The following is a 25947-nucleotide window of genomic DNA, read 5'->3' as shown; positions in this document are numbered from 1 at the left end:
AGTGGAAACCGCAGCGCTAAACGGTAATCCGGCATAATCAGGGCATACATACTATCAGTCCCGGGTGGCTACACAAATTAAATGAAAAGCTAAACGTACATACAAAAGCTACACGTTTAAAATCAGGACGGCAATATCAGAGCAGCTAACTTACAAACCGCACCCTGGCAGCAGGTAAAAGGCAGGTAAAAGCCACCTGAAAGGCAGGTTACTCCGTATCAAACCGGGGGTTACTCCGTACCAAAGTCATGGTAAGGCTGGTATATATCCCGTAATAGTTCACTTTAAGCTGTACACTTGGCATAATAACCCTTGCTGTCAACAGGAACCTCTAAAAAAACATATGCAATCACAGCGTTAAACTAAAGAATCATTATCATCTGGCCTATGCCAGGAAGGATTAAAAAATTAAAGGGATAAACATATTTCTTCACCCGGATTTAGGTTGTAGGAAATGGCAAAAAGGAATAATTATTATAATAAGTCAGATAGCCTATGAATAAAAATTTCTATACAACCAATAACTAACCTTCAAATCAATAAAAATAAAGCCCAAAAAGAGACTTGAAATCCGGTTGTGTTTTTTAATATGCAGCCGCAGTAAGGTTTTGCTTCAACAGGCGTATGAATTTCTATTTAAACCATAAAAAATTATTGGTTCAATATGCAAAATGATGTAATTTTCCGTTTCTATTTCTGTTTGATAACATTTGTTTAACTCAAATTTTAAGTAGAATCCTGCCTTTATCCCGGCAAAAACTAAAACTGTTTCAACCTGAGATTTTAAACTATTAACTAAAACGATCACTAATTTCAAACTAACACAAACATTTATGAGAAAAATTTTCCTCTTTCTTATTCCGTTGTTGTTTAGTGTATTTTTTTCAAATGCACAATTAAACACTGCAGATGACAATGTTGCATTGCAATTGGTTAGCGCAAACAAAGCCACGCTTGGTTTGTCCGATGCCGATCTCAGCAATGTAAAAGTGTCAAACACCTACCAGGATAATGCTTCCGGCATCAGAATGGTATACCTGCAACAAACGTACAAAGGCATCCCGGTATACAACCAGATGCTGGTTTTGGCGTTTAAAAACAACAAGCTTATTTCCAATGCCGGTACTTTTAACCACAGCATGGAAAAATTTGCCAATGTTACAACAGGTATTCCTGCTGTTTCTGCCGAAGGTGCTGTTCAGTCTGCCTTGTCAGACAGGAAGTTAGTACCAACTCAAATGGCTGTTCCATTAGGCAGGAAAGATAATGGTAACAAAATAGAGTTTAGTAATATGGGAATATCCCGTGAAAATATTACTGCCCAGTTATTATGGGCACCGGTAGAAGAAACGAGAAATAATATCACTTCATTAAAAAAGATGAAGCTGGCCTGGCAGGTGTATATCATACCTAAAACCACTTCAGATTACTGGCTGGTAAAAGTTGACGCTACTGATAACAGTATCATTGGCATGGATAACCTTACAGTATATGATAACTGGGGTCGTCCGGAATTGCCACAGGAAACAGGAATCAATTATCCTGAATTCACTAAAGATGTAACAAAGAATGTATCTGGCAATAATGCCTTTGATTTTAAAAAGATCAATTCTTTAACTGAGGAATCTCCAAACAGCCCAACTATCGTAAACTCGGCTACTTACAGGGTAATTCCTTTCCCCGCAGAAAGTCCTATACACCCGGGCGGTACACCGGCAACAAGAACAGACCCATGGACTGCAGCTACCGGTAATGCTACAAGTTTAAAATGGCATACAGGTACTTCAGGTACTAACTATACTTATACCCGTGGTAACAATGTTTGGGCTTACCAGGATCAGGCTAATGCCAATTCCGGTTCTGTAGCAACTTCAGCAAGTTCTACCACTGTACCGGATCCTCTTACTTTTGATTTTGTTCCCAATTTTACCGTGGCTCCTACACAAACCACTCCGGTACAAAACCAACAGTTTAATATTACTAACCTTTTCTATTGGAATAATATCATTCATGATGTGATGTATATATATGGCTTTAACGAAGCCAGTGCTAACTTCCAGGATGATAACCAGGGAAGGGGCGGTGTTGGTAACGACCACGTAAATGCAGAAGCACAAGATGGTAGTGGTACCAATAACGCAAACTTCAGTACACCTGCCGATGGTGGTAGCGGAAGAATGCAGATGTATCTGTGGACACTTTCAAGTCCGCAAAGAGATGGTGACGTTGATAATGGTATCATCACTCACGAACATGGTCATGGTATCAGTAACCGTTTTACAGGTGGTGGTATTGCTACTTGCCTGGGTAATGCTGAGCAAATGGGTGAAGGATGGAGTGATTACTACTGTTTAATGTTTACACAGGACTGGTCAACGGCAACCCTTAACACCGGTTTCAACTCACCAAGAGGTATTGGTACTTATGCATTAAACCAGCCCATTACGGGTTTAGGTATACGTTCTCAAAAATACTGTACTGATTTTACAGTTAATAATAAAGTATATGCCGCCTCAATTCCTGCAGCTCCGCACGACAGGGGTGAAATATGGTGTGCTACACTTTGGGATATGACATGGAATATCATTAACCAGAATGGTAGTATTAATGCCAACTTATATGACCTTGCCGGCGGCGGTGGTAATAATATAGCATTGAAACTGGTAACTGAAGGTTTAAGGTTGCAGCAATGTAGCCCCGGATTTATCAGTGGCAGAAATGCAATATTACAAGCTGATCAAAACCTGTACGGTGGTCAGTATAACTGCGCCATCTGGGAAGCATTCAGAAGAAGGGGTATGGGAGCATTTGCATCAGAAGGATCAACCAACAGTGTAACTGACCAGATCCCTGACTTCACTCCTCCGATTACTTTAGCAGCCACTCAAAATGGTACTACTACAGTTTCTGAAGGTCAGAATATCATTTATGCAAACAAGATAACTACTTGCTCTCCTATAGCTAACTATACTGCTACCGACACATTGCCAACTAACGTTACTTATGTAAGTGGTGGTACTTATAATGCAGCAAACAGGGTGGTTAGCTTTAACGTTAGCCAGGCAGCGGGTACTACCAGTTATCCATTTACTGTTACAGCAAATGTGGGTAGTTACTTCCCTCCTGTAACTTTATTGAATGAAACAGTTGCAGGTGCAACAATTCCTTCTACATGGACAACAACTGCAACACCTGGTAATGTTTGGTCTGTGGTTTCTACACAAAGCAGCAGTGCTCCAAACTCATTCTTTGTTGAGAACCTGGTAACTGCAGCTGATCAGAAATTAGAAACTACGTCGGCTATTGCTTTACCGGCTAACTCTTATCCAAGATTAACTTTTAAACACAGGTATAACACAGAAGCCGGATGGGACGGAGGTGTAGTGGAAATAAGCACAAACGGCGGTGCTACATGGACTGACTTAGGTCCGAATATGACAAGTGGTGGTTATAATGGTGGCCTGGGTGCAGGAGTTGGTAACAACTTATCTGGCAGAGCTGCATTTACTGGTGCCAGTGTTGGTGCAGGTTTACCGGTTACAACTGTTATCGGCCTGGCTGCATATGCAGGTCAATCAGTAAAAATCAGGTTCAGGTTTGCATCTGATGATAATACTGCAGGTACAGGATCTCCTACAGGATGGTGGGTAGATGATATCGTTTTAGATGCTGTTGCCGCAGTAAACATGCGCACCAGCTTATTTAATGCATCTAACGTAAGGGTTTCATTTAAAGATACCGTTACATTGATCACTCCGCTTATTTTATGTTCTCCAAATATTAACTCACAACCTGTAAGCACTACAGTTTGTGATAATTCAACAGCAAGCTTCAGTTGCGTTGCAACAGCTACAGGCGGTGTTACCTACCAATGGCAGGTAAGCACTAACGGTGGTGGTAGCTGGACAGATGTTCCGGGCGCTACAGCAAGCACTTATTCATTTACAGCTTTGCTGGCACAAAATGGTAACCTTTTCCGTTGCGTAGTTACAGGATCTTGTAACCCTACGGCTACAAGTCTTTCAGCAACATTAAACGTTGCAGCTGCATCTGTTGGTGGTTCAGTTAGTCCGTCAAGCACTTCTGTTTGCGGAACTACAAACTCCGGTACATTAACTTTATCTGGTCACACAGGTGCTGTTATCCGTTGGGAATCTGCAACAGTATTGGCAGGGCCATATACTGCAATAGCAAATACCACAACTACATTAACATTTACCAACCTTACTCAAACTACTTACTTTAGAGCTGTAGTTCAGGTGCCAGGTTGTGTAGCGGTTAATTCATCTGTTGCTACGGTAACATTTAATGCTTCACTTCCATTATCAATTGCTGCTGACCCAGGCACAACAATTTGTGCAGGCGATCCGGTAAGATTAACAGCAAGTGAGCCAGGTGGTCCGGCAGTACCTTATACAATTACAACAACATTTACCAACAACAATGCTTTTGGTCTGGTTATTTTTAACTTTAAAAATAATAATCCGTTCCCTGTAACTATTACAGGAATTGAAAGTATTGCTTCGGCAAGTGGTGCAAGTACTGCTACTTTATACTATAAAACAACACCAATTTCGGGTGCACCAGGAGCTATTTCTGCTGCTAACGGATGGAATGTGGCTGCCACCGGAGCATACACTGCGGTTGCAAATACCACTACTACAACTCCACAGGTATTCTTAACAGGTGCAACATTGGTTATACCTGCAGGCGCAACCTATGGCCTTGGTGTAGAATCTAAAACTGCAGCTAATGTGGGTAATTTAAGGTACAGTACAGTAGCCGCAGGTATCTATACAATATCTGCCGGTGGTTGTGACTTAATTACAGGTACTGGTATTGGTTATGCAGGTGATATTTCTCCGGCTGTTTTAGGCAATACTCCAAGAGGATTTATCGGTAAGGTTAACTTCACCGGCGTATCGGTTGCTCCTATTACAACAGGTACATTCCTTTGGACTCCTGCAGCAGGCCTGAACTCTACAACAACTAACCCTGTTGCAGCTTCACCAGCCGCTACTACTACTTACACAGTATTTCATGATAATGGTGCTGGTTGTGTAAGACAGGCATCAATCACTATCAATGTTAACCAGCTTCCAAAAGTTACCGCACAACCGGTTAATACTACAATTTGTTCTGGTTTACCGGTAACATTTACTGTAGGTGCAACTGGTGCAGGTATTACTTATCAATGGCAGGAAAGCACCAATGGCGGTGTTACCTATACTAATTTAGCCAATGCAGCACCTTATTCCGGTGTTACAACAACTACATTAACTATCAGCCCTACAACGGGTGCAATGAACAATAACCGTTACCGTTGCGTAATTAGCGGCACATGTCCTCCTAATGCAAACTCTAATGGTGCTATTTTAACTGTTGTGGCATTGCCAGCAGTAACAGTTACACCAGCTTCAACTTGTGGCGGTGTGGCAGGTACTAGCGGTACAATGTTAACAGCAAGTGGCGCAACTACATACACCTGGGCTCCAATAGCCGGCTTGTATACAGACGCTACAGCAACAACCGCTTATACCGGTACATCAACACCAATAGTTTATGCGGCTCCAACTGCATTTACTACTTATACAGTATCTGGTACTAACGCAACAACAGGTTGTGTTGGAACTGCAGTGGCACTGGTTAATTATACACCACCAGCTCCTACAGTTACTCCTGCATCTGTATTGATGTGCTTAGGCGATCCGGCTGTAAAACTGAAAAGTTCTTCTTCTCAATCATTTACAGGTACATTTACTTCAGGAACAGTAAATATTGTTATTCCTGATGGTCCGGCAATTCCGCCAGTACCTACTTCGTACCCAGCAACTACCTCAACTATCACAGTTGCCGGTATTCCAGCGGGTGCCACCATCGCAAACATCAGGGCTAAATTCAACATTACGCATGCATATGTTGGTGATCTGGTGATGGTGTTAAAAGCTCCAAACGGAAGGGTGTTTAACCTGGATGCAATGCTTAATAAAACTAATAACCCGGGTGCTAATTTCACTAACACTGTTATTAGTTCTGCAGGTACTACTTTGTTAAGTGCAGGCGCGGCTCCATTTACAGCTACATTTAAACCTGATGCTGCAGCTGCTACATTTACAGCCTTTGGATTTACCTTCCCTGGTGGTCCTACCGGCTTTATACCAGATGTTGCTTCATTCAGTGGTTTATATTCTGTACCTAACGGTACGTGGACACTTGCTGTATACGATGCAGGTGCACCGGATGCAGGTGTATTGAATAACTGGTCTTTGGACATCGATTATATCGTGGGTGTACCTGCTACACCTGCTGTATGGACTCCGGCTGCTGGATTATTCTCTGATGCTTTAGCATCTACTCCTTATGTTGCTGGTACAGCTGTTGATTCAGTTTGGACTAAACCAACACCATCAGGCGTTTATACTTACCAGGCAACAGTGAAGAGTTTGCCACCGGTTCCAAGTGTGCCTACAATGACCAATACGGCCACTACATTCTTTACTACCCTTACGTTCAACGTAAGAAACAATAACAACTACGCTGTTACGCTAACTGATATTTCCAGCATGTGTAATGTTACAGGTGCAACCAACGTAGCTGCTTACTACAAAACAACGCCAGTAAATGGCTTGCCTGGCGCAATCACTACAGCTAATGGCTGGAATCAGTTCGGTACGGGTACTATTACTTCAATAGGCTTCCCTAACGTTCAGCCATTCTTATCAGGTCTTACTTTAGTAATACCAGCCAATACTACCTATGGTATATTGGTGAGTGCAGCACTTCCTTCAGGTACAGGTAACCTTGTATTCAGTAATACAGGAACCCAGCTTATCGGATCTGCGGGTGGTTGTGATATCATTACCGGGTCTAATATCGGTTATACCGGTCCGGCAGTTCCTGGTGCTCCAACATTTAACCCTTACTACTTTATTGGTAGTATAAGTGTGGTACCAAACGTTACTGCTTGTACATCTCCATCAAGAACAGTGGTAGTTACCGTTAACCAACCGGTAGCATTTACTACTCAACCTGTTGATGCAGCGGTTTGTACCGACAAAGTGGCCAGCTTTACAGCTGTTGCTACAGGCTCTTCAATTACGCATAACTGGAGAGTAAGTACCGATAATGGTAATACATGGACTGATGTTGCTAACGGTGGTGTTTATGCAGGTGCTAAAACCACTACATTAACTATCACGGCTCCACCGGTATCTATGAGCGGATACCTGTACAAAGATTCAGTTAGTACAACACCTTGTGCTCCTTTATCTTCTAACAGGGTAAGGCTTATAGTAAATCCATTACCAACCATTGTGTTATCAGCTTCTCCTTACAAGAAACTGTTCCCTGGTTTAACCACAACATTATTCTCTACAGTTACACCGGCAGCAGCTACGTATACCTGGTTGAGAAATGGTGTTCAGGTTCCGGGTGCAGCAGCCAGCTCTTATCTGGTTACAGTTGATGCATTAGGCGACTACACTTTAAGAGTTACCGATGTAAATGGTTGTACCAATACATCTAACCAGGTTTCCATTACAGATTCTGCAAGTGGAAGGGTATTCATCTATCCTACACCAAACGGAGGTTTGTTCCAGGTTAGATACTACAGCATCATCAATAATACCAACTTACCACGTGGCATCAATGTTTACGATGCAAGAGGTAAAAGGGTGCTTACTCAGTCTTACTCTATCTCTGCGCCTTATGCCAGAATGGATGTTGACCTGAGGAACCATGGTACAGGTGTTTATTGGATTGAAGTAGTGGATGTGGTAGGAAACCGTTTAGCAATGGGCAGAACGGAAGTTTTAAGATAATCAACACATCTTGGTTTATAATTTTAAGTCCCCTCCAACTTTGTTGGAGGGGACTTTTTTTATTCTTTTTTGCAATTTTGGCAGTTATTTAAATGGGAATGCTTTTTGACTAACTAAAAAAATAAAACCTATTACAATGACACTGGGAATAATATTTATTTCTGTTGTATTTATGATAATTGGTATGGCGGTTCAGTTTAAGCTTAAGAGTAAATTTGCTGAATATACAAAAGTGCCTACCAGCACAGGAATGAGCGGAAAGGAAATTGCAGAAAAAATGCTCAGGCAAAATGGTATTTATGACGTACAGGTGGTTTCTGTAGACGGCTTTTTATCAGATCACTATAACCCGGTTAATAAAACGGTTAACCTTAGTCCTGATGTATTTGAAGGCAGAAATGTAGCCGCTGCTTCGGTGGCTGCACATGAATGTGGCCATGCGCTGCAGCATGCAACAGCTTACTCTATGCTGATGCTGAGGAGTCGCCTGGTACCTGCAGTACAAATCAGCAGCACCTTATCGCAATGGGTAATAATTGCAGGCCTTGGTATGTTTGGTTTTGGCGGTGGAAATACTACTGTTTTACTAATCGGCATTATACTGTTTGCAGTAAGTACTTTGTTTTCAGTGATTACATTGCCGGTAGAATTTGATGCCTCTGCCAGGGCACTAAAATGGCTTGAAGCCTCTAATATTACCACAACAGGCGAACATGATAAAGCCAAAGACGCATTAAAATGGGCAGCACTTACATACGTGGTTGCAGCCTTAGCATCTATTGCCATGCTGGTGCAATATATATTAATTTACCAGTCTCGTAGCAGGGATTAAAAAAGCAGTTTGTACTTAATCACTAATAACTATCAACTATATTTGTAACAACAATTAATCTAAAGCATATGAATTTTGGAAAAGAGTTTGAAAAATTTGCTGTAAAGCATAAAGGGATAAGCAGTAATGCACTGGATGGCTATATAAAACATAATGTAACCAACCTTACGCCTAATATTATAGAAGAGCGTCCGATGAATGTTGCTGTGATGGATGTATACAGCAGGCTGATGATGGACAGGATAATTTTCCTCGGATACCCTATCAGTGACGAAGTGGCAAACATTGTAACAGCCCAATTACTTTTTTTAGAAAGTACTGACAGAACACGTGATATACAAATGTACATCAACAGCCCCGGCGGTAGTGTGTACGCCGGCCTGGGTATGTACGATACCATGCAGTTTATTACACCGGATATTGCTACTATTTGTACAGGCATGGCGGCAAGCATGGGGCAGGTTTTGCTGTGTGCAGGAGCTAAAGGAAAACGTACTGCATTAAAACATAGTCGTATTATGATGCATCAGCCCAGTGCAGGTGCAGGTGGCCAGGCAACAGATATTGAAATTACAGTTAACGAGGTAAAAAAAATAAAGCAGGAATTGTACGAAATAACTGCCTTCCATACCGGTCAGCCTGTTGAAAAAGTTGCACAGGACAGCAATAGGGATTACTGGATGACAAGTACAGAAGCCAAAGAATACGGTATGGTAGATGAGGTACTGGTTATGAATCCAAGAAAACTTAAAAAAGATAAGTAACAAAGAAGTCAGTAAAGGGTGCAAATGCTGCAGGCTCTTTACTAAACTTCTCAACTCCTAAACATCTAAACTTTTCAACAATGAATTTATACAACAGAACAATAAGAAACGAAGACGAAGAAGAAACACCGAAAGAATTGCCGGAAAACCCGATGGAAAAAATGATGAGTGGCTGGCAGTTTGATAAAAAATTTATTGAACAGCGTAAAATATTTTTGTGGGGCGTGGTAGATGATAAAAGCGCTAAAGATATTACGGCAAGATTGCTTTATCTTGAAGCTATCGATCCCGGAAAAGAGATCACTTTTTATATCAACAGCCCGGGTGGTATGGTAGTAAGCGGCATGGTAATTTATGATACCATGCAAATGATAAGCTCGCCGGTAAGTACTGTATGTATGGGCATGGCGGCAAGCATGGGAAGCATATTATTGAGTGGTGGTACAAAGGGGCGTCGCTTTATTTTCCCCCATGGAGAAGTAATGATACACCAGCCTAGTGGTGGTGGCCAGGGTACAAGTGCCGACCTGGAGATTATGGCAGAGCAGATCAGAAAAACCAAACTGATGGGTGCAGAATTATTAGCAAAGAATTGCGGCCAGACAGTTGAAAAAGTAATGAAAGATTTTGACAGGGATTACTGGATGGATGCTAAAGAATCTATTGCTTATGGCATAGTAGACGGCATTATGGACAAATTGTAATAACCCGATAATATTTTTTAACACAACTGCTCCGTTAATTAATGGAGCAGTTTGCTTTTAAGTAAATCAATACATGGTAAAGCATAAACAGTAAACTCTAAATTGTATTTTTACAATATGCAGTTCAATGAAATCATAAATGCAAAACTGAGCCAGGTAACTGATCGCCCCTTAATGAAGAAGGATATTTTTCCTGTAAGCGAAGGTTTACAAGGTTACTTACGCAATTATGGCAGGGATATTAAATTACCCATTGTTTACAAGGATCTCCTGAACTATCGGTATGCCACCTCATTAAAAGATAAACACGGCAAATTCACTCATTGGGAAAATGCAGTGTATGATCTGAAGGAAATGGAGTTTTTAAAAGAAGGGTTGATAAAAACTTATGCCATTCTTAAAACAGAAGGTAACCTTAGCTTTATTAAGCATCTTGACGTAGAACGGATCGACTTTTGTGAATTTGGCAACAGTGTACCTTTCCGGATAAGAATTGTCAATAAGATAAACGATAATTACGATCATTACTATGTAAAAGCGGCCGATGCATCCCGTATTTATGGTTTAGAACTGGAGCATTTGCTATCTCCCAACCGCATTACTTTTCTGCATCATAAAAACACATTGGTGGAAGAACATATACCGGGCATTCCCGGAGATATTTTTTTGCAGGATTATATGCACTTACCCGAAACCAATAAAATACGTATTGCAAAAGAATTTGTAAAGTTTAACGAACGCTGCTTTGCCAGGTTACTGGGCGATATGCGGAGCTATAACTTTGTAGTGGATATTACACCGGATATTGAAGATTACCAATACCGGCTCAGAGCCATAGATTTTGACCAGCAGTGCTATGAAGGTAAAAAAAACCTTTATCTGCCCCAGTTTTACAAAGAGAATTTTGAATATGTGGAACTGGTATTAAAAAGCCTTAGCCCTGATGTGATTGAGCAATACCAAACCGAAGAGAGAACCACCATGGCCTACCGGGTAATTGCCGGCCGCAAGCAGTTAATGGAATTGCTGAATATTATGATAAAGGACGAACTCTCAGAAAATTATAAAGTAAAAATTTTAAGAGATGAGTTGAATGAGCATTTTCAGAACACCTATTTCTCTAAATGCAAAACCATGGGATCTTTAGTAAAAAGGCAATTAAAGCAAATGCTGCAAAAGCACCTGAAACAAGTGCAGGGATTTTAAAGAGCAGTTTTTTTAACTTTCTCAGTTAATATTGAACTTAATTTGCTGATAGCTAACAAATAGCACGCTTACCATCCTTGTTAATCTGTGTAATTCCTGGTAAAACTCAAGCAACATTTTTCAGTATAATATTGTCCTCACATTAGCGTTCTAAATAATGCTTTTGTATCTTTGCATTTCAACACAGTTTAGCAATAGCTAATAACACACAGCAATAATGGCAAAACAACAAACACTACATTGTTCTTTCTGCGGCCGCAGCCGCGACGAGGTTAAAATATTAATTGCCGGCCAGGACGGCCATATTTGCGAAAATTGTGTGGAGCATGCAGAAGAAATTATTGAACAGGAATTAGGAAGCAGTACCGAAAGCAAATTATCGCATACACCTACCCATAAGCTGATTGTAAAAAAACCCATCGAAATAAAAAATTTCCTGGATGAATATGTAATAGGGCAGGATGATGCCAAAAAGATTTTGGCAGTTGCTGTTTACAATCATTATAAAAGACTGAATCAAAAAATAGATAATGATGTAGAGATTGAAAAGAGTAACATCATTATGGTGGGTGAAACCGGTACAGGAAAAACATTACTGGCAAAATCAATTGCCCGTATGCTGAATGTACCTTTTGCAATTGTAGATGCCACCGTTTTTACAGAAGCCGGCTATGTAGGTGAAGATGTGGAAAGTATGCTGAGCCGTTTATTACAGGCTTGTAATTACGATGTAACTGCTGCTGAAAAAGGAATTGTATTTATTGATGAGATTGATAAAATTGCCCGTAAAAGCGATAATCCTTCTATTACAAGGGATGTTAGCGGCGAAGGTGTACAACAAGGCTTATTAAAATTACTGGAAGGAACAGAAGTATTAGTACCACCACAAGGAGGGCGTAAACATCCGGAACAAAAACTGATCAAAGTAAACACACAGAATATTTTATTTATCTGCGGTGGTGCTTTTGATGGCGTAGATAAAATTATTGCCCGCCGTGTTAACACCAATGCTATCGGTTTTAATGTAAACAAAGAATTACAGGAATACCAGCATGATAACCTCTTACATTTTGTAAATGCTGTTGACCTGAAACATTTTGGGTTGATACCCGAATTATTGGGCCGTTTACCGGTAGTAACTTATTTAAACCCATTAGACGCGGCAACCTTACGCAGCATATTAACAGAGCCTAAAAACGCTTTGGTAAAACAATTTACCCGCCTGTTTGATATTGAAGGCATAGAATTGAAATTTGAACCAGCGGTATACGACTTTATGGTAGAAAAAGCCCTGGAATACAAATTAGGTGCCCGTGGCTTACGCAGCATTTGCGAAAGTATTTTAACCGATGCCATGTATGAGCTTCCTTCTCAAAAAGTAAAAACCTTTGAAGTTTCTTTGGAATATGCCCAGCGTAAATTCAGTACCAGCAAGCTGAGTATGTTGAAGGTGGCGTAGGTAATGGATAATTGAGTAACGAATAATTGAACTGTATGCGTAGTAAAATTATCCTTATTTTAATCCTTATTTTCTTAAGCGGCAGTGCGTTTGCTCAAGCAAAAAAAACTCCACAAACCTTTGAAAAAAATGTTGACTTGCCAGATATGGGCTGCTTTGGAGGGACATTCATGGTGCATACAAATTATAGCATAACCTTATTTCCTGATTCTATATTCCGTTTAAAATATACTTCTACCAGATATTCATGGAATAATATAAATATAAGGGGTAAATATTTTATTGTGGATAATGTAATTCATTTTCTTAAAGACTCAACAATTAGCTTTTCTTCCGTTTTTGAATTTGATACAATGAAATTAATCGGTAACAAGTTGATTGGCTCATATAAAACCGGAGGTTCTTTTGAATTAGAAGAATCAGATCCCTTTTATAAGTTTTTAGAAACAAAGAAATCTTCCATAACTGCAAAAGGTAAAAAAACACTTTACTTAACGGCTGCTTCTCCCATTTCTCCCCAACTTTCAAACAAACCCAATTCATTTTAGGTGGTTGTTAATTTTCAATTTATTTTTACGCTTTGTGACTAACCTCAGACAAATCTAAAATCAAAATCTAAAATAATAAATCGGAAATGGTTGACGTAATATTAGGCCTGCAATGGGGCGACGAAGGAAAGGGAAAAATAGTGGATTATTTTGCTAAAAATTATGATGTGGTGGCCAGGTTCCAGGGTGGGCCAAATGCAGGGCACACTTTATATGTGGATGGTAAAAAAATTGTGTTGCACCAGATACCCAGCGGTATCTTTCACGAAGAAAAGACCAACCTGATAGGCAACGGCGTTGTGCTGGATGCCGTTACACTTAAGAGAGAATGCGAAAATGTGGCTGCATTTGGAGTGGATTACAAAAAGAACATGTACATCAGCGAAAGGGCGCATTTAATTTTACCTACCCACCGGGCTATTGATAAAGCCAGTGAACTGAGTAAAGGCAATGAAAAGATAGGCAGTACGTTAAAGGGCATTGGGCCGGCTTACATGGACAAAACAGGCCGTAATGGATTAAGAGTAGGTAATTTGTTAGACAAAAGCTTTACAACCGAATATATTAAGCTACGTTTAAAGCACCAGAAAATACTGGAGAGCTTTAATTTTCAGGAAGATATCAGTGCGTGGGAAGAAGAATTTTTTGAAGCGATTGAATTTTTAAAGGAATTTAAAATTGTTAACGGAGAATATTTCATTAACGATAAAATTCAAAAAGGGCAGAGGGTTTTAGCAGAAGGTGCACAGGGAAGTATGCTGGATGTTGACTTTGGTACATTTCCTTTTGTAACAAGCAGCAGTACCATATCCGCTGGTGTCTGTACTGGATTGGGCGTTGCACCGCAAAAGATCAAAGAGGTATTCGGTGTGTCAAAAGCCTATTGCACAAGGGTGGGCAGCGGGCCGTTTCCGACCGAATTAAACGACGAAACAGGCGAGCTGATACGCAAGACAGGGAGTGAATTTGGTGCTACTACAGGAAGGCCAAGGCGTTGTGGCTGGATTGACCTGGTGGCATTGCAATTTGCCTGCATGATCAATGGCGTTACACAAATAATAATGACGAAGGCAGATATTTTAGATAACTTAGATGAATTGAAAGTTTGTAACAGTTATATGGTTAACGGCGAGGAGAAGAATTACATACCTTTTCAAATGAATAAAGTTAACATTGAACCGGTATATAAAAGTTTTGAAGGATGGAAAACTGATATCACTGCAATGCATGATTTCAGTGAACTTCCACAGCAAATGAAAAACTATATTGATTACCTTAATACGTTTTTAAAAGTACCGGTAAAATACATTAGTAATGGTCCGGGTAAAGAGCAGATCATAATAGCTTAAAAAAAATATTAAAAAAAGTAGCCAATATTTTTGGCTATTTAAAAAACTCGTACAAATTTTACAGTAACAACCTGTTTAATTTATGGCAATAAAATCCGAAAAAGACAAAAAGGCTCCTGCAAAGAAAACTGCAGTTCCCGAAATTACATCCGCAAAAAAATCTTCTCCAAAGAAAAAGGATGATGATGACGATGATGATGATTTTGATGATGAAGAAGATGTAAAACCTGCTAAAGGGAAAGGTGCATCAAAAAAGAAGTCAAGTGACGATGATGACGATGATGATGATGTGGAAGTAGAAGATGATTGGGAAAAACCGGAAGAAGATGATAACTGGGATCCTGACTTTGATGAGTTTGATGTTCCGAAATCAAAATCAAAGAAACCTGCAGCGGGTAAAAAAACCGGCAAGGGTGATGATGATGATTTTAAACTTGATGATGACTTTAAAGATCTGGGGCTTGATGACTTGGGTGGCGGAGGCTTTGATGATGATGATGATTTCTAGAGCTGTTTAAAAAAAGTAGTGAATAAAAATTCCCAAACTTTTTCGTTAAATAATTTTACCGAATTCAGAATACAAATGTTGAACTGGGCTAACCGGTTCAACATTTTTTGTTTACTGGATAACCAGCATTATAATTTTACCACACCGGCTTTTGAATGCCTGCTTGCCGCAGGAAGCAAAAAAAATATTACTGCCAATGCCGGCAATGCTTTTGAAAGTTTACAGCATTTTTATAATGAAAATAATGGCTGGTTGTTTGGCCATTTAGGATACGACCTTAAAAATGAAACAGAAAAACTGTATTCCGGAAATCCTGATGGTATTGGATTTGCCGACATGCATTTTTTTGTTCCTGAAATTATATTGCAGTTATCAGAAACACAGGTAACTATCTTTACCGATGGTAATGCAGAAAAAATAATTGAAGCTATTCAGCAAGAGTCATCAACTATTACTCATAATCCTCCCGGCGCAATTGCTGTTAAAAACAGGATTGCTAAAGATGATTATACCAGCATCATACAAAAACTGCGGCAACATATTTTACGTGGCGATTGTTACGAGATCAACTTTTGCCAGGAATTTTTTGCTGCCGATGTGGTTATTGATCCGTTGTATGTTTATCATAAACTGATACAACTTTCTCCTAATCCTTTTGCTGCGTTGTATAAAGTAAACGACAGGTTTTGCATTTGTGCAAGCCCTGAAAGATATTTAAAGAAAGAAGGCAGCAAAATTATTTCTCAACCTATTAAAGGAACCAGTAAAAGAGACTTGGTAAGTAAAGAAAATGATCTGCAAAACAAAAATTACCTTTCACAAAATGAAAAAGAAAAAAGTGAAAATGTAATGGTGGTTGACCTGGTGAGGAACGACCTGAGTAAAATATGTAAACAAGGCAGCGTAAAAGTAGATGAACTCTTTGGTGTATATAGTTTTCCGCAGGTGCACCAGATGATAAGTACTATAAGTGGCGAAGTAAAAGATAATATCAGCTGGATAGATATTATTAAAGCTACTTTTCCCATGGGCTCAATGACGGGTGCGCCAAAGAAAAGTGTGATGGAATTAATTGAGCAATACGAACAAACAAAGAGAGGCTTATTCTCCGGTGCTATCGGCTATATAAATCCCGAAGGAGATTTTGATTTTAATGTGGTGATAAGAAGTATGTTTTATAATGCGCCTGGCCGTTACCTTTCTTTTCAGGCAGGTGGCGGTATTACTTTTTACAGTGATGCAGAAAACGAATATGAAGAATGTTTATTGAAAGCTGCAGCAATGATGAAAGTACTGGAGTAGTTACTTTGCTTTTTTCTTTTTAGTTGGTTTTGTTGTTTTTACTTCCGGGTAAAAGGTCTGGTTGCTGGAAATATTGTCATCGGCTAATAAAACCTGTACACACTCATTTAAAATGGTGTACTTGTTTACAAGAAACACCTGCATCTTATCCTGCGGCAAGCGCAGATCGTAATTACCATTATTGGCCATCATATTATCAAAATCAGGATTAAAATGATTGAACTGAATAATGTCCATGGTTAAATTCTTGGCAATGATCAGTGAATTGTATTTACCAGATATGGTTTGTGTGGCAGTGGTCTTTAATTCTTCAGGTGTAAGCTGGGGCTTGGTATCAAAAGGGTTGGCACCACCACCGGCAGTAATATCCATTCCCGGATTTTGATTGGTCATGGTAGTAACACCACCTCCGCCTTCCATAATATAATGCGTGGCAATAAAACGCTTAACATAGGTCCTGGATTCTTCCGGCAAATAATATTGCAGCTGCCAGAAATTTCTGCTGCCACTTTTTTTGATAGCACTGTATACTCTCCCCGGTCCGCCATTATAAGCGGCCATTACCAGTAACCAGTCGTGCAATTGTTTGTACAGGCTTAATAAATATCTTGAAGCAGCATGCGTGCTTTTAAAATAATCCCTGCGCTCATCATAATAGCCATTTACCACCAACCCGTAATCCCTTGCGGTATAGGGCATAAACTGCCATGGGCCACCTGCCCCTTTATAACTGGTAGCACCGGTGCTTAGGTTAGATTCTATTACAGCAATATACTTTAGCTCCCTGGGTAAACCGTACTGCATTAAAATGCCTTCAATCAAATTAAAATAGGGCTGGCCCCAGCCCTTCATTTTAGTAAGGTAATTACCATGAGATTTCATGTAATCCTGTATAAAACCTGTAGCACTTGGATTTACCTGAGAAGAGTAAGATAATGAGGGATTATAACTGTACTTAGAAAATAAATTTTTAAAACCATACCTGGTAACCTGGCTAAAGTATTCCACTTTATCTTTTCCCGGGATTGCTTTTGTTTTTACAACTTCTTCAATTAATGCATCTTCCTTCTTCACATCTTCAATAGTGGTATCACTTACAGGCCCTTGTTCCTGTTGCAACATATTATAATCAGCACTACCTGCCTTTACTTTTGGTAAAAGCAAACAAACTGTAACAAGTAGTATAAGTATTCTTTTCATTAGTTATTAAGATGCGGATACTTTTTGTAGTGTTGCATCAGGTGATCCGATAATTGCAGCAAAGTTAGTTCATCTGTTTTTGCCGTCATAATCTGCAGGCCAAAAGGCATATTATTGCTATGCCTGAACAGCGGTATAGAGATACCCGGCAAGCCGGTTAAATTAGCAAATACGGTATAAATATCTGCCAGGTACATGGCAATCGGGTCTTCTGTTTTTTCTCCAAATGTAAAAGCCGTGGTGGGGCTTGTAGGCAGTATAACTGCATCATACTCAGCAAAAATGGCTTTGGTTTTATCTGCTAAAAGCCTGCGTACCTGTTGGGCTTTGCTGAAGTAAGCATCATAATAACCGGCGCTTAATACAAATGTGCCCAGCATTATGCGGCGCTGCACTTCTTTGCCAAATCCTTCACTCCTCGTGTGCTTATAAAAGTCTGTTAAATCTTTTATTGCACTATTGCTGCGGTAGCCATAGCGTACACCGTCAAAGCGGCTCAGGTTGCTGCTGGCCTCAGCGGTGGTTAAAACATAATAAGCAGGCACCACATAATCTAACAGGTCAAAATCAATTTCAGTTACCTGGTGTCCGTCTGCTTTCAATTTATCAATAAGCGCTACAATATTTTCTTTTATTTCTTTATCAAGTGAAGGGTGGTGTAGTGCTTCTTTAAAATAAGCGATCCTGTATTTTTTATCTGCCTGGGTATTGTTTACTGTCCATTGCCAATTGCCCGATGTTAACGCAGTACTATCATAGTCATCAGCACCACTCATTACTTCTAACAATAAAGCGGCATCATCAACCGTATTGCTGAATATACCAATCTGGTCAAATGAAGAGGCATAGGCTATTAAACCATACCTGGATATACGGCCATAGGTAGGCTTGATACCCACAATGCCACAGAAGTCGGCGGGTTGCCTTACAGAACCACCGGTATCACTTCCTAAGCTGGCCATACATAAACCAGCCTGCACGGCTACTGCACTGCCTCCTGATGAACCTCCGGGAACCTTGGTCTCGTCTGCAGCATTTAATACATTGCCATACACTGAATTTTCATTGGTGCTGCCCATTGCAAATTCGTCACAATTGCAACTGCCGATGATAATGGCGTCTTCATCTAACAAACGTTGTACTGCTGTGGCAGAATAAATGCTTGTAAATCCTTCTAAAATTCTGGAAGCGGCGGTAACCTTGTGGTCTTTATAACAAATAACATCTTTGATAGCAATTACAACTCCATGTAATTTTTTTAAGGGTGTACCGGCTTGTCTTTTATCATCCAGCTCTTTTGCTTTAACCAAAGCTTCTTCGGTAAATACTTCCACAAAAGCATTCAGCTGTTTACGGGATTCAATTTTTGCAATATAATGAGTAACCATATCAATGCAATTAACTTTACCCTTTAAAAGCGCAGCATGATAATCTTTTATGTTTTTGAAATCTTGCATTGAACTGGTGTTGTTCGATAAGTATTATGCAATCGGCTGAAGTGATTAATACATCTGGTTGCATTAAACACTTCAGCCGAAAATATTTTAAAAAATAAACAGCAATATGCTAAAGCATTATTGAGATGCTTTTTGCTGTTCTAATTGTTGCCTTAGCTGCCTGATCTCTTCGTCTTTATCTTTTTCTTTCATTCCTTCTTCTATTTCGCTTTTTACATTGGCTTTAGCATCGTTAAATTCACGCATGCCTTTACCAATACCCCTCATTAATTCGGGGATCTTTTTTCCGCCAAACATCAGCAATACAACAACAATTATCAATATCCATTCTCCTCCGCCTGGAAGGGAGAATAAAAAGATGGCATTCATAAGTGATACTATCATAATAAAAATTTAGACAGCAAAGATAAACCAAATATTTACTTATTGTAGTAAATACCTTAAGATTATTAACCGTAGGTTAACAGGATTTTAAAGCTGAAAAAAAATTAACGAAGGTAGTTTTTACCGCACCTGGCTTTGCCGTTGGCAGCTTGTTCTACAGTAATGCTTCTTGAGCAGGAAACGAATAAAGAAATTGCAATGATTGCGACTAGAGATAATACAATACTTCTCATGGTAAAAGGGATTTACGGTTTAAAAATAAAATCAGTAAAACTTCAGGGGTAAATAGTTAGATCAGAGGTATTGTAATTTGTATATTAATTAACAAGAATCATACCAAACTGTACCAATCCTCATAAAAAAAGCAAAAACCAACTAAGATTTTTGCTTTTTTTATATTTTTCAGGCTGCCTTATTTAGCAACAGCCCTTCTTTTTTCCTGGATACGTGCACTTTTACCGCTTCTGTCGCGTAAGTAGTACAATTTTGCACGGTTAACTTTACCTACTTTGTTCAATACAATGCTTTCGATATTTGGCGAAAAGATAGGGAACAAACGTTCAACACCCACACCATCACTCATTTTACGTACTGTAAAAGAAGCGGTTGCTCCGGTACCCTGACGTTTGATCACATCGCCTTTAAAGCTCTGGATACGCTCTTTGGTACCTTCCACAATTTTATAATTAACAGTGATATTATCACCTGCTTTAAACTTCGGGAGCGTTGGAATGGTTGTCAACTGCTCATGAACAAATGCTACTGCGTTCATAATTCTTATTTTTTACGGACGGCAAAGGTAGGGGATTTAATGGATAATGAATAATGAATAATGAATAATTTTTTAAAACAGTCAGGTTTCCTCTATAGTAAGCAAACAAAAAATCCAGCAAAAGTTGCCGGATTTAATAATATAGCTTGATTTTAAAGTATTTAACTAAGAACTTAAAACTAAAAAACTACCTCGCCACGTTCACACTTCTTTTTTCCCTGATAACTGTTACTTTGATCTGCCCCGGAAAGGTCATTTCAGTTTGTATTTTCTGGGCTATTTCAAAGCTTAGTTTATCGCTGTCGCCATCGGTTACTTTATCGGCTTCTACAATTACCCTCAATTCACGACCAGCCTGTATAGCGTAAGCTTTTTCAACACCGGTATAGCCCATCGCCATATTTTCCAGGTCTTTGATACGCTGAATGTACTGCTGCATGATCTCCCGCCTTGCACCCGGCCTTGCACCGCTTATTGCATCACAAGCCTGTATGATAGGAGAGATAACATATTGCATTTCCATTTCATCGTGGTGAGCGCCGATAGCATTAACCACAGCCGGGTTTTCACCATATTTTTCGGCCAGTTTAGCCCCTAACAATGCATGGCTTAATTCAGTCTCTTCATCCGGAACCTTACCAATATCATGTAATAAACCGGCACGTTTGGCCAGTTTAGGATTCATACCTAATTCAGATGCCATGATAGCACATAGGTTAGCTGTTTCCCTGCTATGCATTAATAAATTTTGCCCGTAAGAAGAACGGAAACGCATACGGCCCACCATCCTTATCAGTTCTTTGTGTAAACCATGTACGCCTAATTCCATTGCCGTACGTTCGCCGATTTCCATTACCTGGTCATCAATTTGTTTTTTGGTTTTTTCCACCACTTCCTCAATACGGGCAGGGTGAATACGGCCATCTGCAACCAGGCGTTGTAAAGATAAACGGGCAATTTCTCTGCGTAACGGATCAAATGAAGACAATACGATTGCTTCAGGGGTATCATCCACTATAAGGTCCACCCCGGTAGCGGCTTCAATAGCACGGATATTTCTACCCTCACGGCCAATGATTGAACCTTTGATCTCGTCGCTCTCCAGGTTGAAAACAGTGATAGAGTTTTCAATGGCAACTTCTGCAGCAGTACGTTGTATGGTTTGAATAACAATTTTACGGGCTTCTTTACCGGCTTTTAATTTAGCATCTTCAATAATTTCCTGCTGAATGGCAATTGCCTTGGTTTGCGCCTCTTGCTTAAGGCTTTCAATCAATTGCGCTTTGGCATCTTCTGCGGTAAGTCCGGCTACTTTCTCCAGTCGGCGTATATGTTCTTCCTGGTGTTTTTCCAGTTCGGTACGTTTCTGGTTCACCACTTCAATCTGGCGGTTAAGGGTTTCCTTAATGCCTTCGTTCTCTTTGATCTGTTTTTCCAGATTCTGATCTTTTTGATTCAGGGATTGCTCTTTTTGTTTGATACGGCTTTCCCCTTCAATGATCTTTTGATTACGTTGCAATACTTCCTTATCATGCTCGGCCTTAAGCTGCACAAATTTTTCCTTAGCTTCTAAAAGCTTTTCTTTTTTAAGATTTTCAGCCTGTAACTGGCCGTCAGCAACAATCTTTTGTGCTTGAATTTCAGCTTCTTCTATTTGTTTTTTGGTGTTTTTAGCAAAAACAACCTTACCCAGAACAAGTCCAATGATAAGGGCGGCTATACCAATTATGATGTAAATTATGGTCGGTTCCATTGAAAGTTTTTGTTTTAAAGCGGTTCACAATCTTATAATTCCTGTCTAAGCCCATAAAAATAAATGAGATAGTTAGTTGGCGAAGATACAAATTAGTTTGGAGTTAAAGACAGCATTTGCGGCTTGCTTGTTCTTTTTACTGTATATGTATCGGGAAGCTATTGTTATAAGGCTTTGTCCAGCTGGTCTTCCATTTTCAGCAGGGCTGCAGTTACTTCTTTTTCCAGGCCGGGGTTGCTACCTGCCGAAGATTCTGTAGCATACCAGATGAGTACCATGGCAATATAATCCTGCATATCTTTTCCTGAAAAATTCGTTTTAAATTCAATGATCTTATCATTGATGGTTTTTAGTGTACGGCGTACCGCTTCCTCATCAGCTGCCTTGGTTTTTATGCGGTAGGTTCTGTCGCCGATTACAATATTTATAGGTATTAACTCTTGCATAATTAAAATTAATGTATTATTTTGTTGCTCTTACCAAAGAAATCACCAATTTTCCTAAAGCAAAACACAAAAAACACCGCATTACTTTTTTAAATAAGGTATTGCATTGGTATCGTTACCCCTTTAAGACTGCAGCTTTTCAATCAGGAAAACAAACCAGTTTAAACCATGTTTGCCAAAATTAAAGAGGCCTTTTTCACCGACTCGCTAACTATTGAGTGGAACAGGGTAATCACCAATCCTTTAAAGTTTGTTTTAAAGAACGATAAAGGAGAAGTTTGCTCTACACTTGAAACCACCCAAACACAAAACCAGAAATATTTTAACTGGCGTGGGTTGAATGACCTGCCTTACGGAAGGTATTTCCTGGAATTGAGCAATATAGAGGGCGACCAGTTAGTGAAACTTGTTAAAAGAGTATAGTTTACTCACTCAGCAAGCCAATACATTTATCAATTTCCCTGATGTATTGATTTATGTGCTTTTCAAAAGCTTTTTTATCTGCAGCATTCATTTGCCCGGTTGAGGCTTTAAGTATGTCTGCCTGTTGCTGCAGCATAGCAATTGTTTGTGTGTTCTGCTCTTTTGTCTCCTGTAATTCTTTTATGAGTTTGCTTTGCCTGTCATTATCTTTTTGCAATTGCTGATATAACCTCAGTAATCTTTGAAGTTTGTCATTAATGCGTTTAATATTTGATTCGAGTTCTGACATAGTTGTTTTTTTAGGTTCAGGATGGTTTTACACCATCGGCCCCTTAAACATATAGGTGTAAGACGGTTTGGAACCGTAAAGACACCGGGATTATTTCCTTATTTCTGCGTTCAACTCCCTTTCATACGCCCCGATGATCTTATTCATCATGGCATCAATTTCACTATCAGTCATTGTTTTTTCTTCATCTAAAAATGTAAAACTTACCGCCATTGATTTTTTATTAGCGCCCAGTTTTTCGCTTTCAAAAACATCGAACAAACTTAGGTTTTTCAGTTTGTTTAACTTAGCAGCAAAAGTGGTTTTTTCTATTTGCTGGTAAGCAATGCTTTTATCCACCACAATGGCCAGGTCTCTTTGCACAGCAGGGAATTTAGAAATTTCTTTAAAGCTGATGCTGTTATTTTTATTCAGCTGCATTAATTTATCCCAATTAATATCAGCAATAAAAACAGGCTGCTTACAATCGAATTGTTCAGCAGTTTTTTTGTTTACCTCTCCAATGGTTGCTATTACTTCATTTTTAATTTTTACTTCAACCGCATTATTCAATTTTTCGCTGGTTGTAACGGCAAAATCATTGATCAATAATCCTGTTATTGCAGCAATTTTTTCCACCACAGCTTTTACAAAATAAAAATCCGCTTTTTGTACTTTGTTATTCCAGCCGGCTTCAGTTTTAGCGCCTGTAGCAAATAAACATAAATGATTATTTTCTGCATAGCTTCCCGTACCATCAGTGGAATAAGTTTTACCAAATTCAAAAAACCGGATATTATTATTCTTACGGTTTAAGTTATGGGCAATGGTTTCTAACCCGGTTTCCAGCATAGATGGCCGCATTACATTCAACTCCTCACTCAGGTTATTGATCATCTTTACAGTGCTTTGCAAAGTTGCTTCGCTAAAATACGCACTGTTGGTAATACTGTTGGTGAAGATCTCATTAAAGCCGAGGCCCACCAGGTAAGTAGCTATTTTTTCCTGGTAAGCGGTTTGATGCGCCAGTGTTTCCACAGCAGGTGCAATAGTGATCATCTGCGGAATTTCCACATTATCCAAACCGTCTATACGCATGATTTCTTCTACCAGGTCTGCCGCAATTGTAATATCAGGTTTACTGAAAGGCACTTTCACCCACATTTCATCCATGCCTTCTTTTATCATTTCAAAACCAAGGCTGGTTAAAATATTTTTTATTGTATCGCCATGATAATTTTTACCACTTAATTTTTTCAGGTAATGGTATTTAAGTGCTACTTCGGTTTTTTGTTTTGGAGCAGGGTATACATCAATGATATCGCTTGCAATTTGCCCGCCTGCAATTTCTTTTATCATTATGGCGGCCCTCTTCAATACATTTACGGTATTACTGATATCAACACCTTTTTCAAATCTTGTAGCGGCATCCGTACGCAGGCCGTGCCTGAAGGATGTTTTACGAATGGTGATGGGATTGAACCAGGCGCTCTCTAAAAATATATTTGTGGAGCCTGTAGTTACACCACTGTGTAAACCACCAAATACTCCACCAATACACATCGGGGCTTCTGCATTACAGATCATCAGATCTTCGGCAGATAATTTTCTTTCTTTATCATCTAAAGTAACAAAGGGCGTTCCTTCAGCTACATTTTTAACGATCACTTTTTTACCAGTTACCTGGCCGGCATCAAAGGCATGTAATGGCTGGCCGGTTTCATGTAAAATGAAATTAGTAATGTCTACAATATTATTAATGGGCCTTAAGCCAATACTTTTTAATTTTTGCTGTAGCCATTTCGGACTTTCGGCAATGGTAACACCTTGTATGCTTACACCGCTGTACCGCTGGCAGGCTGTGGTATTTTCAATAACCACTTCCATTTGTAAACCCTGGTGATCTACCTTAAAATTATTTTTAAAAGGCGATTTTACTGTAGTATCTTTTTTATTGTGGTGGCTCAGGTAGGCACATACATCTTTGGCCACACCTAAATGGCTCATGGCATCCATGCGGTTGGGTGTTAAGCCAATTTCAAAAATAATATCGCTGTAGGTATTAAAATATTCAGCGGCAGGAGTGCCCACTTTTGCATCGCCAGGTAAAATTAAAATGCCTGCATGGCTTTGCCCCAAACCAATCTCGTCTTCTGCACAGATCATTCCATGGCTTTCGCTGCCACGGATCTTTGCTTTTTTCATGGTTAATGGTTCACCGTTTGTGGGGTAGATGGTAGTACCGATTGTTGCTACAATTACTTTTTGGCCTGCAGCTACATTGGGGGCACCGCAAACAATTTGCAAAGGATCGCCGCTGCCAATATTTACTTTGGTAAGTGATAATTTATCAGCATCAGGATGTTTTTCGCATTCCAGCACTTCGCCAATCACCAGGCCTTTTAATCCGCCTTTTACTTCTTCAAACGGTTCCATGGTTTCTACTTCCAGGCCAATGGAAGTGAGAATTCTACTTAATTTCTCCGGTTCAATTTTCTCAGGCAAATATTCACTCAGCCAGTTGTAACTAATCGTCATTTATAGATATGTTTTCTTATGTGTTGGTTACAAAGATAATTGATTGAATAGAAGTAGACATAATCATAATCCAGCCAATGTGTTTGAAAATTATAAAATGCAAAAAAAATTAACGGTGCAGAAAAAGAAATTTGGAGATTACCAAATTGTTAATAAAATCGGGTGGGTTGGCAAGTTTATTGATTTTTAGATTGTTAATTTGATGGGGATAAGC

Annotated in this window: 19 protein-coding genes; 11 read left to right on the top strand and 8 right to left on the bottom strand. The window is 39.5% G+C overall.

Annotated elements, in window-relative coordinates; genetic code table 11:
• The first annotated feature begins 833 nt into the window (after positions 1 to 833).
• The 10 genes from ACYVM0_RS22845 (at position 834) to ACYVM0_RS22800 (ending at position 16492) form a co-directional block, all read left to right on the top strand.
• Positions 834 to 7820 carry a M36 family metallopeptidase gene (locus ACYVM0_RS22845; RefSeq protein WP_460561016.1) on the top strand — a complete coding sequence of 2329 codons (6987 nt, stop codon included), beginning with the start codon at positions 834 to 836 and terminating at the stop codon, positions 7818 to 7820.
• A gap of 136 nt (positions 7821 to 7956) precedes the next feature.
• Positions 7957 to 8652, top strand: a complete 696-nt coding sequence (locus ACYVM0_RS22840) for a zinc metallopeptidase (protein ID WP_460561014.1) — start codon at positions 7957 to 7959, stop codon at positions 8650 to 8652.
• Between the two features lie 68 nt (positions 8653 to 8720).
• Positions 8721 to 9416, top strand: coding sequence for a ClpP family protease (locus tag ACYVM0_RS22835; RefSeq protein ID WP_460561012.1), 696 nt, complete (start codon positions 8721 to 8723; stop codon positions 9414 to 9416).
• Positions 9417 to 9496: 80 nt separating this feature from the next.
• Positions 9497 to 10120 (top strand): ClpP family protease, encoded by a 624-nt coding sequence (locus ACYVM0_RS22830; RefSeq protein ID WP_460561010.1) that lies wholly within the window; start codon positions 9497 to 9499, stop codon positions 10118 to 10120.
• 117 nt (positions 10121 to 10237) lie between these two features.
• Positions 10238 to 11326 (top strand): hypothetical protein, encoded by a 1089-nt coding sequence (locus ACYVM0_RS22825; protein ID WP_460561007.1) that lies wholly within the window; start codon positions 10238 to 10240, stop codon positions 11324 to 11326.
• Between the two features lie 217 nt (positions 11327 to 11543).
• On the top strand, positions 11544 to 12785 hold the full coding sequence (gene clpX, locus ACYVM0_RS22820; protein ID WP_460561005.1) for an ATP-dependent Clp protease ATP-binding subunit ClpX: 1242 nt from the start codon (positions 11544 to 11546) through the stop codon (positions 12783 to 12785).
• Between the two features lie 35 nt (positions 12786 to 12820).
• Positions 12821 to 13333 (top strand): hypothetical protein, encoded by a 513-nt coding sequence (locus ACYVM0_RS22815; RefSeq protein WP_460561003.1) that lies wholly within the window; start codon positions 12821 to 12823, stop codon positions 13331 to 13333.
• 86 nt (positions 13334 to 13419) lie between these two features.
• Positions 13420 to 14682, top strand: coding sequence for an adenylosuccinate synthase (locus tag ACYVM0_RS22810; protein WP_460561001.1), 1263 nt, complete (start codon positions 13420 to 13422; stop codon positions 14680 to 14682).
• An 82-nt stretch (positions 14683 to 14764) separates the two neighbouring features.
• The gene (locus tag ACYVM0_RS22805; protein WP_460560999.1) at positions 14765 to 15190 is read left to right on the top strand and encodes a hypothetical protein; all 426 of its coding nucleotides are present in this window, start codon (positions 14765 to 14767) and stop codon (positions 15188 to 15190) included.
• A gap of 18 nt (positions 15191 to 15208) precedes the next feature.
• A complete protein-coding gene (locus ACYVM0_RS22800) occupies positions 15209 to 16492 on the top strand; it encodes an anthranilate synthase component I family protein (RefSeq protein WP_460560997.1) in 1284 nt (427 codons plus the stop codon).
• Here ACYVM0_RS22800 and ACYVM0_RS22795 read toward each other — a convergent pair whose 3' ends face one another.
• The 6 genes from ACYVM0_RS22795 to ACYVM0_RS22770 all read right to left on the bottom strand — a co-directional run bounded on the left by ACYVM0_RS22795 (position 16493) and on the right by ACYVM0_RS22770 (position 22504).
• A complete protein-coding gene (locus ACYVM0_RS22795) occupies positions 16493 to 17692 on the bottom strand; it encodes a lytic transglycosylase domain-containing protein (protein WP_460560995.1) in 1200 nt (399 codons plus the stop codon).
• A complete protein-coding gene (gene gatA / locus ACYVM0_RS22790; protein WP_460560993.1) occupies positions 17692 to 19149 on the bottom strand; it encodes an amidase in 1458 nt (485 codons plus the stop codon). Before gatA ends, ACYVM0_RS22795 begins: the two co-directional genes overlap by 1 nt.
• A 117-nt stretch (positions 19150 to 19266) precedes the next feature.
• The gene (locus ACYVM0_RS22785) at positions 19267 to 19533 is read right to left on the bottom strand and encodes a Sec-independent protein translocase subunit TatA/TatB (protein ID WP_430987871.1); all 267 of its coding nucleotides are present in this window, start codon (positions 19531 to 19533) and stop codon (positions 19267 to 19269) included.
• 412 nt (positions 19534 to 19945) lie between these two features.
• Positions 19946 to 20305, bottom strand: coding sequence for a 50S ribosomal protein L19 (gene rplS, locus ACYVM0_RS22780; RefSeq protein ID WP_460560991.1), 360 nt, complete (start codon positions 20303 to 20305; stop codon positions 19946 to 19948).
• Between the two features lie 187 nt (positions 20306 to 20492).
• The gene (gene rny, locus ACYVM0_RS22775; protein WP_460560989.1) at positions 20493 to 22058 is read right to left on the bottom strand and encodes a ribonuclease Y; all 1566 of its coding nucleotides are present in this window, start codon (positions 22056 to 22058) and stop codon (positions 20493 to 20495) included.
• 164 nt (positions 22059 to 22222) lie between these two features.
• Positions 22223 to 22504, bottom strand: coding sequence for a cell division protein ZapA (locus tag ACYVM0_RS22770; RefSeq protein ID WP_460560987.1), 282 nt, complete (start codon positions 22502 to 22504; stop codon positions 22223 to 22225).
• Positions 22505 to 22672: 168 nt separating this feature from the next.
• Here ACYVM0_RS22770 and ACYVM0_RS22765 point away from each other — a divergent pair, with 168 nt between their 5' ends.
• On the top strand, positions 22673 to 22927 hold the full coding sequence (locus ACYVM0_RS22765) for a hypothetical protein (protein ID WP_460560985.1): 255 nt from the start codon (positions 22673 to 22675) through the stop codon (positions 22925 to 22927).
• 1 nt (position 22928) lies between these two features.
• On the opposite strand, the gene ACYVM0_RS22760 is transcribed toward ACYVM0_RS22765, so the two are convergent.
• Both ACYVM0_RS22760 and pheT read right to left on the bottom strand, forming a co-directional pair.
• Positions 22929 to 23216, bottom strand: a complete 288-nt coding sequence (locus ACYVM0_RS22760; RefSeq protein WP_460560983.1) for a hypothetical protein — start codon at positions 23214 to 23216, stop codon at positions 22929 to 22931.
• Positions 23217 to 23306: 90 nt separating this feature from the next.
• Complete coding sequence (pheT, locus tag ACYVM0_RS22755) at positions 23307 to 25733, bottom strand: phenylalanine--tRNA ligase subunit beta (RefSeq protein WP_460560981.1); 2427 nt, start codon at positions 25731 to 25733, stop codon at positions 23307 to 23309.
• Positions 25734 to 25947: the final 214 nt, after the last annotated feature.

It is taken from the genome of Ferruginibacter profundus (assembly GCF_054783275.1).
The sequence above is the reverse complement of the archived record's forward strand: the minus strand, read 5'-3'. Positions and strand labels throughout refer to the sequence as shown.